We start from the raw sequence: 13,182 nt of genomic DNA, 5'->3' as shown, positions 1-13,182 counted from the left end.
GCACGAATCGCGCCCACACGGATACCCCAATTCCCGGGTTCCAGCGCCCCGGCCCCGTGCGCGGTGGCCTGACGGCATCACGCCAGGCCACCGGGATCCTGTCCGGTCGATCACGTGCGAAGCCATATGAGGGTTGCTGCAGTGCCTGCAGTGCCTGCGCTGCCTACGGTGTCGGCGCTCAGAGCGGCTTCGTGAGAGCCGATGCGCTCGACGCCGGGCCGCCGCAAAACAGAAGCATGAGCGGCCCCACCCTGGGTAGCGGCCGTATGTAGCGCACCCGTGGATTCCGTGGCGGAGGAGGTGCCGGCCGTGATCGCCGAGAGGGACGGATGTGACGGGCCCGCCACGCCCCCCGGCCGCAGCGTGCCCCTGCCCCACGACCACACGCAGGCCATCCTGGAGACCACGAAGCGCGTCGCGGCTCTGTTGAAGGCCTCCGGAAAGCGGTTCGCGCTCGCGGGGAGCGTAGCCGCGTTCGCACACGGCCTGCCAGCCAGCTTCCAGCACGACACCGACTTCTGCGTCCGTCGCGAGGACGCCGGCGAAGTGGTCCAGGCGTTGGAGGCCGGCGGCGTCACCATGCGCCAGGCACCCGAGGACTGGCTGGTCAAGGGGTGTTCCGAGGGGGAGGACTTCGATTTGATCTTCGAGCTCGCCCGGCGTCCGGTGAGTACGGAACTGCTCGACCGGGCCGAAAGCAGGGCGGTGGACTCGGTGTGGATGCCGGTCCTGGCGCCCACCGACCTGATGGACAGCCGGCTTGCCGCGCTGTGTGAGCACTACTGCGACTTCGGCGATCTGCTCCCGATGGCCCGCATGCTGCGGGAACAGATCGACTGGGACCGGATGTACCTGGACCACCGGGACGCGCCGTTGTCCGACGCGTTCCTCTACCTCCTGGAACGGCTCCGTGTCATCGAGCCGCGGGAGCGGCGGGAGGAGCCATGACGGCGGGAGGGCAGATCGAATACCTGATCCAGCACCTGCGGGACCGGCTGGCACGCGAAGACATCGCCGAGCTCGGCGTACGCGTCGAGACCCGTGGGCCCGCCGTACACGTCTGGGGCAGTGTCACCAGCACGGATTGTCGCGCGGCGGTCCTGCGGATCGCCGAGGAGGAACTCGCGGGTGTCCCGTGGCACGCGGACCTTCAGGTGAGCTGTCACCAACCGCCGGACCATCCTGAGGAGCTGTCGTGATCCGCGTGGCGGCCGTGGGGGACATCCATCTCGCCCCGGGGGACGAGGGCGCCCTGCGGCCCGCCTTCGACACCCTCGGGAGCTGCGCCGATCTCCTGCTGTTGGCGGGCGACCTCACCAGGCACGGCACGCCGCGAGAGGCGCAGGTGGTCGCCGGGGAGGTGGCGGGACTGCCCGTGCCCGTGGTCGCCGTGCTCGGGAACCACGACTACCAGAGCGACCAGGAGGCGGCCGTCACCGGGGAACTGACCCGGGCCGGGGTGCACGTGCTGGAGGGGAACGGCGTACTGCTGGACGTGGACGGTTCGCGGGTCGGGGTCGCGGGGACCAAGGGGTTCGGCGGCGGCTTCGCCGGACGCTGTGCCAGCGAATTCGGCGAGCCGGAGATGAAGTCCTTCGTGCGCTACACGCGGCGGTGCGCGGACAACCTCGCGCGTTCGCTCGGTGAGCTCCGGGGAGCCGGAGGCACCGTCCTGATCGCGCTCACGCACTTCTCACCCGTGGCGGACACCCTGGCGGGTGAGCCGCTGGAGATATATCCGTTCCTCGGCAGTTACCTGCTGGCCGAGGCGATGGACCAGGGGGGTGCCGACCTCGCTGTCCACGGCCATGCGCATATGGGCACCGAGCACGGGATGACGGCCGGCGGGGTTCGGGTGCGCAACGTGGCGATGCCGGTCATCGATAGGGCCTTCGCCGTGTACCACCTTGGATCAGGCGCCGCATGAGTCTGAGAACCGACCCGAACGGTGGCGTCAACGCTGGCGTGGCGCCCCTGCGGCGCTGACGCCTGCACATCGCACGATTCCAACGCGATCGGTCACCCGCGATCCCACGGTCTCACCGCTGTACGCCGCTCTCACCAGCATGCCCCCGGCCCGGATCGTCGTCGCAGGCGCAATGCACGGCTGCACTGGCTGGCTCACCGGGACCAGGCCCAGTCCCCGCCGAACCGCCCGCGGAGGATCCGACCGAACTCCTGAACGGATCGATGAAGCGCGGGTCCATGGCCTGGCCCGTGCGGAGTAAGTCAGGACGAAGGGGTCGAGCAGGGGCGGTCCCAGCAGGGCATGCCACTCCGGTAGGACACGAAGGTCTGGACGAATGACGGGCGCGAGCGCGAAGAATTCCGCAGAACGGTTGTTACCAGATCAATTGCTCCGGGTGGGTGAGGTCGGGGAAGACTGCGCCCGGTGGTGCGCCGGAGCGCCAGGCCCCCGGATGCCGCATGCGGTACGGGTGGGCGCAGGGTCGGTGAATGTCAGGGTCACGCCCGGAAGATGTGCTTGGGGTGAGCAGGCGAGCGTGACGGAAATGTCCGTGGCTGGTAACCGACCTCGGCGGGTGCTGCGCAGAGGCGGGGGCCGGGGCGAGAGTGTGGTCCTCGGCTCGCTCCGGGCCGCGACTCCGCACCCGCCGCCACCGCTCGTTCGGTCGGCAGGACACTGTTCTTGAGGGAGCATCACCCATGTCATCTGCTTCTTCCTCCGTCCGTCGCATCGGCGCCGCCGTCTTGGCCGCCGGAGCGGTGGTCGGTGCCGCGGCGTTGCCGGCGGCTGCCCAGGACCGCGGCCACCAGCAGCGTCCGCGGGTGGAGATCAGCCGCGTCCAGGCCGTCAGCCCCGGGCGCGAGGACCGCTCGAACCGGTCTCTGAACGGGGAGTGGGTGGAGATCACCAACACCACCCGCAACCCGATCAACCTCCGCGGCTGGACCCTGCGCGACGACGACGGCAACCGCTACCGCTTCGACAACGTCCGCATCAACAGCCGCGCCACCATCCGCATCCACACCGGCACCGGACGCAACACCCGCACCGACCTGTTCCAGAACCGCCGCGACTACGTCTGGGACAACCGGGCCGACACCGCCACGCTGCGCGATGATCGCGGCCGCACGATCGACACCGAGTCCTGGGGCCGTCGCCACCACTGACCGGTGTCAGGTGTCGACGGCCGCCTGGACGGCGGGCGGCCGTCGACACCCACCTGATGTCCACACGCGGGGCGGGTTTGCGCGTCGTTCAGCCTCAGGCACTCGGCGAGGCGGGTTCCGCTCCGAAGTGACGGTGCCCGTGACGGGGACGGTGTAGTCGACGGTGACTTGGGCGGTCCACGACCAGGGCTCCCGGGGTCGATCCGGGGTCACTTCGACGTCGGCACCGTCGAAGTCGCGTACGGGCTCCGTCACCCTGACCGCTGCCGTGGTCCGCGCGTCGTGCGGCGCGGCAGGGACAGCTCAAACGTGTCCCTTACTCGCCCCGGCGGGACCTGCCCGACGGGCCGTGATGAGCGGAGGGCCAACGAAACGGCCGGGTGGGCAAGGGGACCAGCCGTCGGGTCCTGGTCGGCAAGCGGTCCGGGCAGTCGTCCGACCGGACCGCCGCTCACCGGGTGCTACTCCTCGGCCAGACTGCTCAGCCCGCCGGGCGGAAGTTGATGCGCTCGCGGACGACGGGGAAGCCCGCCTTGGCGAAGTTCGCGGCCATGGGGAAGTTGGCCTGGTCCGTGGCTGCGCTGATGAACTCCGCGCCCTGCTCGGCGAGGAAATGGGTGCACTCCGCGAGGAGGTCGTAGGCGTAGCCGCGACCGCGCTGTTCCGGGACGACCCCGATGAAGCCGATGGTGGGGCCCGAGGGGTTGTGGGCCGGGATGTGGATGCCGGCCAGGTCGCCGTCCGGTGTGCGTGCGGTCTGCCACCACTCCCGGGGGGAGGGGCACCAGTGGAAGAAGTCGAGTTCCTCCTGGGCGGCCTGGTCGAGCCCGCCCTCACCGATGGCCCTGAGCGCGTGGGCATCCAGGGTGGCGGAGTGGATGCGGCGCAGCGCGTCGAAGAACACGGCGTCGTCGGGTTCTGCGCCGAAGCGCAGGCGTCCGGGCCGCTCGGGCAGTCCTCGCTCCGGGGTCCAGCGGTACAGGAGGCGTTCCACGAGGAGTTCGTACCCCGCGGCCCGTGCGGCGGCGAAGCGGGACTCGGCACCGGCGCGCAGGTCGCTCTGTTCCCGCCAGCCAGCGGGCAGGTTGATCTCGAGTTCGACTTTCCAGGGAGCGGAGCGCAGGAGTTCGGTCCCGGCTTCCTCCTCGCCTTCGGCCACGTCGAACCAGTTGATGTTGACGGGCTCCGAGTCGTCGGGACCGCCCCACCAAGCTCCGCGTGCGACGACCCGGCCGTCGCGCAGGGCGACGCGCTTCCATTCGGGTCGGAACCGGGTTCGCCGATGCCCTTCACGGGCGCCCAGTGGGTCGGGGAGTGCGTCGAAGAGATGAGCGTCGCTCGCCGAGAGCGTACGGATGACCGGACCGGTCATGGATTCCTCCGGGATACAGGCTGCTTGGAGCGCTCCCGGTCAGAACTGACGAGCCACGCCGGGGCAGCGGAAGAGGGAGCGCTGGATAGGTGTGAACTGCACGGGCTCGCCTCCTTCCGTCCGTCTCAGGGCGTGGTGCCACACGGTACGTGATCTTCCACTGGTGCGTCCATGGATTTCCCCGTCCCTCGGAGGAGGGGGTCGCGGGACGATGCGGAGCGCCGTTTCTCAGAGTCCGGGGGAGCAACGGGCGCATGAACGTTCCGTCACGCTTGGTCGCTTTCGCTTTCGCTGCTGCTCCCGCCGCCGGTCATCGGCCTCAGCCCACCGCCTTCTTCACGAGCGCGCTGACGAGCTGTTCGTCGGCCGCGGTCAGCTCCTTGAGGGCGAAGGCGGTCGGCCACATCGCACCGTCGTCGAGTGCCGCCTGATCGCTGAAGCCGAGCGTCGCGTACCGCGACTTGAACTTCTCCGCGCTCTGGAAGTGGCAGACGACCTTGCCGTCCCGGGCGTACGCGGGCATCCCGTACCACAGCTTGGGCGCGAGGCCGGGAGCGGCAGCCTTGATGAGCTCGTGGATCCGCTCGGCGAGGACCCGGTCGGCGTCCGGCATCTCGGCGATCTTCGCGAGCACGTCCTGTTCCGCTGCCGCCTCCTTCTCCGCCTTCGACGCGCCGCGCCGGGCCGCCGTGCTCTTCTGCTCCTGTGCGTGCTCCTTCATAGCGGCCCGCTCCTCGGCGGTGAATCCGCTGTACTTCTCGGTGGGCGAGTTCGTGGACGACATGGCGGTTTTCCTCTCGAACAAGGTGGGACAGACGGAACAGTTGGGGAGGTGCGGGAGCGCGCGGCCGGGAAGGGGCGAGGCGCGGGGTGGGAGGCGGGCTACGCGGCAGGCTCCCAGACGAACCCGTCCGGGTCGGTGAACGTGCCGGCGGTGCTGCCGAGGACGATGCGGTGCGAGCCGTCGCCGTCCACGGGGACGCCGAGGTCCTTGGCCAGGGCGCTGCGCTTGTACAGGGCGAGCTTGACGGGGCTGGAGGTGCCGGGGGCGAACTCGGTGTACTTGCCGCCGAAGCTCTTGGCCACGGTCAGACCGCGCTCGACGTAGAACTGCCTGGTGGCCTTCACGGCCTCGACGCCGAGCAGCAGGACCAGGTCGTCGACCTCTCGGGTGTCGGGGCCGGTGTCCTTCTTCGCGGAGGTCGCGATCTTCCAGATCGTCCCGTCCGGGGCCCGGACCACGCCGCTGTAGCCCCACAGCGACTTCGCGGTGGGCTTCAGGACCGTGGCGCCGGCGTCCACGGCGGAGGCGAAGAAGCCGTCGACGGTGGCCGGGTTGGACACCGTGAGGCCGAGGGTGAAGCCGCGGAATCCGGCGGAGTCGGCCTCGGACACCCGCAGGCGTACGTACGTGTCCACGCCGAAGGCGGTGTAGAAGCGGTGGGCGGCCTCGGAGTCGGCGACCTCAAGGGTGACGGAGGCGAGGGACGTGGGGGCTGCGGTGGAAGCGGTGGTTGCCATGAACATCACGTTAGGGGCTGCACCGCGGCCCGGGCTTCTCGATTCCTGACCGGTCTCGCGACCTGCTTCGCCCCGTGCGTCGGCGGCGTGGACACGCCCTCGTGGCGGACGGCCGGCAATGAGCGCACCGAGCCCCCGCTGGCCGTCGGCCGGATGCGCGCCCTGTGGTGTCCGGGCGGGTCGCCCGGGGATGCGAGGGTCCGGGGACATCCGAGTCGTCGGAGTCGGCGATCTGGACCGGGGCCTGGGCGCCTTCCTCGCAGTGTCGGGTCAGCAGGGGGTAAGGGCGCGGGCCGCCGGTACCGGGCCGTAGACGTCGCCCTCGGGTCGTCGTAGCCGGCCACGATCCGGTAGCCGCCCAGTTGCTCGGTGAACGAAGGCACCGACTGTCGCGCCGGTCACTCGGTACTTGGCACGCCGGCCCTTCGACGCGCTGCCGGCCCTGCCGGCCCAGCGGGCTCCAGCGACTCACCCGACCCCGGCTCACGGGCATCCGGCGGGCCTACGTATGATCTTCGCTTTCTCCCCCCGAGCGAAGGTCGGACAATCAGCGATGCCACCCCGTAAACCCGCTGGCCGGTATGCCAGTTGGATCGCCGCCGCCCTCGCGGTGGTCCTCTCGGTCCCGGTCCTCGGTTCCCCCGCTCATGCGGCCCCCGGCGACCCGGCGACCGCGTCCTTCTTCAACCTCAAGTCCGGCCCCGACCTGAGCGGCCAGGTGGCCGATCTGAAAGCGGCTCTGCCCACGGAGGGCGTTCAGAACTTGCTGGACCAGGGCAACCGGGTAGCGAAGACGGACGCATCCTGCACCACGGACCCGTTCGGCACCGGCGACGACGGCAAGGTGCTGGCGCCGGCCAAAAAGCTCTGCTGGGACTCCGGTGACTCCACCACCGAGGAATGGATACCCCAGGGCGTCACCGGCGTCTCGGACGCCCAGACCGACGAGCTGTGGGGCTCCCGGAAGCCACTGGTCACCGCCTGGTACGACAAGGTCGGCAGTAAGGGCGTGCGGCTGTCGTTCCTCGACCCGAAGACCGCGATACCGGGCGACCCCGACGGCCGGCGGTACCGTCACGTCCTGCTGGTGGAGCCGTACTACAACAGCTACAACCACGTCTCCTACAAGGCGATCGACGTCCACGCGGGCGGCATCGCCTGGTACAAGTACTACCTCTACGTCGCAGACACCATGAACGGCCTTCGGGTCTTCGACATGCGTTCCATCCTGGACCTGAACCCGGACCAGAACGCATCGGTGGACGACACCACACTGGACGGCCTGAAGAGCAACGTCCGGGACGAAACCCAGATCGGCCGGCAGAACAACGTCTACTACAGCTACACGTACCGGTACGTGATGCCCCAGGTGGCCTCGTACAAGTTCGTCAGCGCCCAGGGCAATTCCTCCGCAGGCACCTGCGTGGCGACGGGAGCGCCGAAGGCCTCCTACATCTCCGTCGACCGCAGCGACACCGCCGCCCCGGCTATGATCATGGGTGAGTACTGTGACTCCGACGACACGCACCCCGAGAAGGGCCGGGTCGGCGCACTGCCGATCGACGACGCCACCGGCCTCCTGAAGTCGACCAACGGCGTGGTCAGTGCGACGGGGGCGTTCTACCTGCCCCGCGACCTGACCCAGGGCGCGGCACGTTACGGCGGCATGTACTACTTCAACCGCAGCTGGACCACGCACAGCGGCAGCCTGCGCCGGGCGACCGTCTCGGGCGGCCGTCTGGTGGACTACGGCGCCAACATCACCAACGCGGTCGGTCCCGAGGACCTGTCCTTCGAACACGGGCAGAGTGTCCCGGGCGGCGGTACGCAGTACCTGTGGTCGCTGACCGAACACCGCATGGACCCCACGGACCCGACGTGCACGGACGCCGGCTCCCCATGCGGCCGGGTGATCTACGCACACCGGGTGACCGACGTCCTCGCCCGGCCCTAGGGTCGCGCCTCACCCCAGCCGGGGCCGCCGCCCCGTGGGCGGCCCCGGCAACCCCGACGAGGGCCGGGCCGTCCACTCACGCCCGCAGGGACCACGAATCCTCGCGGGCTGCGGGCTGCGGTCGCGGCGACACCGAACGGACCGTGTCCTGGCCGCCCGCTGCAGACACCTCCACCTCGTCTTCAGGTTCCTCGCCAGACACCGGCCGGGAGGTCGCGCACGAGAATTGGAGCGGGAGTGGCGATACCCCGCATCCGCGGGCTTCGCGGACGGTCTCGTCACCGGTCCCGCCGGCTCTTCGCCGACCGCGGCTACGACTTCGACAAACACCGCACGCTGGGTCGTCGAGCATGCTGAACCGATCGGTTGGGCTCGCCTTCGTGGGTTGCGGTTACGGCGCCGTCGGTGTTTCTGGTTGGGCCAGGTGATAGCCCAAGGGGGTTCCGACGTGTTCGACTGCCTGCCCCCCGCGCAGGGTTCGGATCAGGCCGGCACGCCGAAGCACCGCGGCGTGCCGGCTTGCGGCCGCGTTCGACACTCCGAGCAGTGATGCCAGTTCGCGCCCGGTCACTCCACCGGACGCCGGCCGGCTCAGCCAGGGTGACCCGTGGGCTGAGTGCGACTGCCTGGACCCGAAGCAAGCGCTGGTCGAGTTCGAGGTCCGCGTCGAAGGACGTCGGCAGTTCCAGAACACCCGCCGGAGTCGGATGCCGTGTCCGAGTTGCTGGAGCATCGCCGATGCTCCGCCGGTGACGTACCGGTGGGACAGGCCGACGGCCGTGGCTGCGACCGCAGCCCGGATGCCCGAGCTCTGTGGCTCGACGGCGGTGCTGCGCAGGTGGTCGATGGCGTTCGCCAGGACGCTGCAGGACCGCTCCTCGCCCTCGGCGAGGGCCTTGGTGAAGGGCGTGGGACTGCGACACGCGAACAAGTGGAAGAGGCAGTGGCGGCTGACACCTCGGCGAGATCCGGTGAGACGCTGCGTGCGTAGAGCTGCATCAGCAGGTCCTCAGGCCGCCCCCTGCGGGCGTAATCCCTCCCGGCTGCTGTCAGTTCGGCGTCGAAGTCCGGGAGGGAACAGACTCGGACCCGGCCCAAGCCCTCGGACCCGAGATGAATCCGTATCAAGGTCTGCCTCCTGCGCACTTGACTTCCCCACCAGGACTTTTGCGCGTGGAATTCCGAGCTCTCGTTCCGGACAGTAAAGGCTGGCACCCCAATCGGGTGCCAGCCCCCTCACATCACCCGACAGCATCATCGTCGCCGTCCGGGGACGACGACCCCGCCCGGACCGGGTGGTGGAGGTGACCCCGGATCGGGGCGTCGACAACGGGGGTGTCTTCCGGGCCGGGCCAGGAGGGACACGGGCCTGTGCTGTCCCGGCACGCACCCTGCGAGGGTTCGGCAAGACCGCGAAGGCACCGGCACTTCACGTCGGCCCGGAGCGAGCGCGTTGACGATCGCCTACCGCCGCGCGCCCACCGCCCGTACGGCAGAACCCCGTTGTCCGCGGGCGAGCAACGTGAGAGCATCAAGCCTCAACGGTCCGTCTTCTTTCGTTTGCGCCGGCGCAGCGCGCAGAGGGAAGAGCGCGGGCCATTGTCATGTCATTTCATGCCATGTCCACGATTTTGAGCAACTCGCCACGATTTCGCGAATGACGGGTACTGTTTGATGTCCACAGCCGAGTCGGCCGAAGCCCGCATCGAGGATGCGAACAACATCCTGGTCGCGCCTTCGACGCTGCAAGACAATGATCTGATCAGAGACTTCTTCGGGTCCGTCATCACGCCGGAGGAGCTCGCTTCCGGCTCGCCCGACGTCGAGCAGAAGACCGTCTACCTGTGTGGCGACATAACCGGCATCAGCAGCCGCCACCTGCACGCCGCTGCCCGGGTGTTCGTTGTCCGGGAGCTGTCGCACGGCTGTCAAGTGGACGGCGGCCTGCCTTGGACTCCCGTCGACCTCGGCCGAGTTCCCGTCCGCGTACACGGCGTCGGCGTGTACTACCGCCGCTTCTTCGGGCTCGGTGACGATCACTTCGACCGGATCCGTTCGGAGCACGCGTTCCAGTCCCTGACGGAGTCCACCAAGCCCGGAACGGCCCATCGCAGCGGAATCTATCTGACACCTGTCAGGCGAGACGGTGACGGGCTGCATTTCCGCCTGCTCCGGTGCTCCACGAATCTCTCAGGGCCGACCGAGAACTTCCGCCCGACCGACACGCGCATCGTCGAGGCGCTGAACCGCGAGGCCGCCACCGTCTTCCGGAACCAGGCACCGCTCAATCACGTCCTCGCCCAGATCTACCACAACACCCTTGCCACGGCCGAGCGCAAACAGTCCAAGGCCAGGATCTCGTCCCACGCCGACAAGACCAAGGACATGCCCGTCAACGGCGTCATGGCCTTCTGTACCTTCTATGACGGGCTCGACAAGCTGCAGCCCCTCGCCGAGGACTCCTTCGACCATGGTGTGAAGGGAGTCAGCGGTCTGACCAAACTCCACTTTCGCCTCAAGGAGCCGACCGAAGACCGCGCCGGGGCCCCGCTCCCGCCGCAGTTCACCGTCAATCTCTACCCCGGCTCCGTCTTCTTCATGCCGCTGTCCACCAACCGCTTCTATACGCACGAAATCCGGCCGTCATCGTTGGACGCGGAGTTGCTCCCGACCCGCATGGGATACGTGGTGCGGTGTTCGAGCGCCGAAGCCGTTCACAGGAACGGCCGCACGTTCCTCAAATCGGCCGGAGGCCTCGTGAACCTGGAGGCGCCCACAGAGGCCGGCATGAGCGACCTGCGCAGGCTCTACGCCGAGGAGAACAAGACCTCCTCCTTCATCGATTACGGCCACAAGTTTCTCTTCAGCATGAATACGGGAGACTACATTGCCCCGCGAGTCTAGGATCGTGGACGAGATCCTTTCGTGCGATGTGCCGACCGATGAGAACCTCTTCGGGGAGCTGTCCGCGTCGGTCCAGTGGGAAGACCTGGGGAAGGGCCGGCGAGGCGCCACGCTTGCCAGGGTCGACGAGGCGGGTGGCGTGCCTCTCGTACGGACTACCACTCAATACAGCACCCCGGCGCAGCGTTTCCGGACGGTGCACGAACGGCTGGCGCAACGGATTCAAGAACGCGCCGCGCTCCCGATCGGCTTCAACAATGCTCTCATCGAGAGCTACACGAACGCTTACACCAGCATGGGCAGCCATTCCGACCAAGCCCTCGACCTGGCCGACGAGTCGTCCATCGCGGTCTTCTCCTGTTACCAACACCCTGAAGTGGGCCCGCCCAGGAAGCTCGTCTTCGAATCGAAAGAGTCCGGTGGTGAGAAGTTCGAGATCCCCCTCGCCCACAACAGCATCGTCGCGTTCTCCATCGACGCGAACCGGCGACTCAGGCACAAAATCGTATTGGACGCGTCCCGCCGACCGGCGGACAACCAATGGTTGGGCGTAACGTTTCGAACGTCAAAGACCGTCGTGCGGTTTCGCGACGGACACGCATGCCTCCCGCAGGGTGAGCGCCTCACGCAAGCCGATGACGAGCAGAGGCGTGAGTTCTTCCGACTACGACGCCGTGAGAACAGGGAAACGGACTTCGTCTACCCGCTCCTGACGTACACGATCAGCGAGAGCGACCTGATGCCCCCCGTCTGACCGCGAAGGTCCGAGCACCTCCTCGGCACCTGCTCGGCAGTTCGTCGACGCGGGGAACGGACGCTCGGACACGTAGCTCATCAGGCGAACTCCCGTCACAGCGGATCGGTGAAGGACAGCAGTGTCATGTCCCGTTCGCTGAGCGGGCTCCAACCAGTCCGCTGCCGGCCGGGCGCTGCCCGGTGAGCAGCATGCCGTCCGTCGGCGGCCGCTCCACACACTGTCGTCGGGAGTCCTCGGCTTCGCAGGGGGAACGGATCAAGGCCCGTTCCCGGGGCAGGGTCGGGAGTAACGACCGACGAAGAGGCAGGGGCGGGGCATGGCCGGAGTGCTGATGGCCGGAGGATGGGGGCTGTTCGCGGGAGCAGCCTTGTTGGTGGGCGCGGCGGTCGGGTCGTTGTTCCCGGTCTCCACCCGGTGGATCGCGCTGGTCATGGCCTTCGGCAGCGGCGTGCTGATCTCGGCCGTGTCGTTCGAGCTGGTGGAGGAGGCCTACGAGCAGGGCGGCATGCTGCCGACCGCCACCGGGGCGGTGGCCGGGGCTACCGTGTACTCCCTGGCGAACGTGCTGCTGTCCCGCCGCGGAGCCAGGCACCGCAAGCGCTCGGGCGCTCGCCAGCCCTCGGAACAGGAGCAGCCCGGCTCCGGCAACGCCATCGCGCTCGGCGCACTGCTCGACGGCATCCCGGAGTCGGTGGTCATCGGCACCAGCCTGCTGGGCGGGGGGAGCGTCGGCGTGGCCACCGTCGCCGCCGTCTTCATCAGCAACGTCCCGGAAGGGATGGCCAGCGCAGCCGGGATGAAGCGTGCGGGCCGCAGCCACGCGTACGTCTTCACCCTGTGGTCGGTCATCGCGGTGGTGTCCGGGCTCGCCGCGCTGGCCGGTTACGCCTTCCTGGGCGGAGCCTCCGGTACGTGGATGGCAGTCATCACCGCGGTGGCCGCCGGAGCGATCCTCGCGATGGTCGCGGACACCATGATCCCGGAGGCCTTCGAGGAGGCGCACCTCCTCGCCGGGCTCACCACGGTCCTGGGATTCCTGGCGGCCTTCGTCCTGTCCCACGGCGCCTGAGCAGAGAAAGGGGCCCTCGCGGGGACCCCGAAGGCAGTGCCGCTTTGTGGCCGGAAACCGACTGGTGCCGAGGCGGAGCCGCTGCCACCGCCGCCGTCCACGTCCCCGAGGGGCAGTACCGTTCGATGCGCTCATCCTGGCCGCGGCTCGGCTGTAGACGGCGCCCATGACCCCGGACGGCGGTGTGCACACCCGCCGGCTCGCGGACGCCGGAAGCGGTCGCCGCGGAGGGTCGGTGTACGGGGTCCGAGGGTGGCGGCCCAACATCGCCCACGTCGGCGGCGCCTTCCCGCGTCCACTGCCTCCTGCGGCTGCCTGTCTCCCGTCGGGGCCTGATCCGGCACCACAGCTCCTGGGTGTCACGCGGGACCCCTTAGACGTCGTTTCATTTGGTGAGGCGGCGGTGGCAGATGAGGGCTGCGGCTATGCCGACGAAGGCGAGGAAGTGTTCAGCCTTGCGCTCGTAGCGG

At 68.8% G+C, this 13,182-nt stretch carries 11 protein-coding genes and 1 pseudogene; 9 read left to right on the top strand and 3 right to left on the bottom strand.

The genetic code is table 11. The features are described from left to right. The first annotated feature begins 309 nt into the window (after nucleotides 1-309). The 4 genes from ACIPK4_RS37935 to ACIPK4_RS37920 all read left to right on the top strand — a co-directional run bounded on the left by ACIPK4_RS37935 (nucleotide 310) and on the right by ACIPK4_RS37920 (nucleotide 3,135). On the top strand, nucleotides 310-948 hold the full coding sequence (locus ACIPK4_RS37935) for a hypothetical protein (RefSeq protein WP_402321939.1): 639 nt from the start codon (nucleotides 310-312) through the stop codon (nucleotides 946-948). Continuing rightward, entirely contained in the window at nucleotides 945-1,199 is a 255-nt protein-coding gene (locus tag ACIPK4_RS37930; protein ID WP_402321936.1) for a BON domain-containing protein, read from the top strand. The genes ACIPK4_RS37935 and ACIPK4_RS37930 overlap by 4 nt, the downstream gene beginning before the upstream one ends. After that, nucleotides 1,196-1,927: a metallophosphoesterase gene (locus ACIPK4_RS37925; protein ID WP_054222128.1), complete on the top strand. Its 732-nt coding sequence runs from the start codon at nucleotides 1,196-1,198 to the stop codon at nucleotides 1,925-1,927. Before ACIPK4_RS37930 ends, ACIPK4_RS37925 begins: the two co-directional genes overlap by 4 nt. A 740-nt stretch (nucleotides 1,928-2,667) precedes the next feature. Next, on the top strand, nucleotides 2,668-3,135 hold the full coding sequence (locus ACIPK4_RS37920) for a lamin tail domain-containing protein (protein WP_402321932.1): 468 nt from the start codon (nucleotides 2,668-2,670) through the stop codon (nucleotides 3,133-3,135). Between the two features lie 481 nt (nucleotides 3,136-3,616). Here the strand turns inward: ACIPK4_RS37920 and ACIPK4_RS37915 are convergent, their stop codons facing one another. From ACIPK4_RS37915 to ACIPK4_RS37905, 3 genes are all read right to left on the bottom strand, one after another. Next, a complete protein-coding gene (locus ACIPK4_RS37915; protein WP_402321929.1) occupies nucleotides 3,617-4,507 on the bottom strand; it encodes a GNAT family N-acetyltransferase in 891 nt (296 codons plus the stop codon). A 319-nt stretch (nucleotides 4,508-4,826) separates the two neighbouring features. Further along, nucleotides 4,827-5,291 (bottom strand): iron chaperone, encoded by a 465-nt coding sequence (locus ACIPK4_RS37910; protein WP_402321926.1) that lies wholly within the window; start codon nucleotides 5,289-5,291, stop codon nucleotides 4,827-4,829. Between the two features lie 98 nt (nucleotides 5,292-5,389). Beyond that, nucleotides 5,390-6,034, bottom strand: coding sequence for a glyoxalase (locus ACIPK4_RS37905; protein ID WP_402321923.1), 645 nt, complete (start codon nucleotides 6,032-6,034; stop codon nucleotides 5,390-5,392). A gap of 547 nt (nucleotides 6,035-6,581) precedes the next feature. Here ACIPK4_RS37905 and ACIPK4_RS37900 point away from each other — a divergent pair. From ACIPK4_RS37900 to ACIPK4_RS37880, 5 genes and pseudogenes are all read left to right on the top strand, one after another. Beyond that, entirely contained in the window at nucleotides 6,582-7,982 is a 1,401-nt protein-coding gene (locus ACIPK4_RS37900; protein ID WP_402321920.1) for a hypothetical protein, read from the top strand. A gap of 240 nt (nucleotides 7,983-8,222) precedes the next feature. Continuing rightward, a pseudogene (locus ACIPK4_RS37895) lies at nucleotides 8,223-8,321 on the top strand (IS5/IS1182 family transposase); the annotation flags it as partial. A 1,335-nt stretch (nucleotides 8,322-9,656) separates the two neighbouring features. Further along, nucleotides 9,657-10,886, top strand: coding sequence for a hypothetical protein (locus ACIPK4_RS37890; RefSeq protein WP_402321918.1), 1,230 nt, complete (start codon nucleotides 9,657-9,659; stop codon nucleotides 10,884-10,886). Nucleotides 10,887-10,890: 4 nt separating this feature from the next. Then, entirely contained in the window at nucleotides 10,891-11,640 is a 750-nt protein-coding gene (locus ACIPK4_RS37885; protein ID WP_402321915.1) for an alpha-ketoglutarate-dependent dioxygenase AlkB, read from the top strand. A gap of 319 nt (nucleotides 11,641-11,959) precedes the next feature. Next, nucleotides 11,960-12,712 carry a ZIP family metal transporter gene (locus tag ACIPK4_RS37880; protein WP_402321912.1) on the top strand — a complete coding sequence of 251 codons (753 nt, stop codon included), beginning with the start codon at nucleotides 11,960-11,962 and terminating at the stop codon, nucleotides 12,710-12,712. Nucleotides 12,713-13,182 lie beyond the last annotated feature (470 nt).

This window comes from Streptomyces sp. NPDC086989 (assembly GCF_044745505.1).
GTDB lineage: Bacteria > Actinomycetota > Actinomycetes > Streptomycetales > Streptomycetaceae > Streptomyces.
Note: the sequence above shows the minus strand (reverse complement) of the source record. Positions and strands in the feature narration are given on the sequence as shown.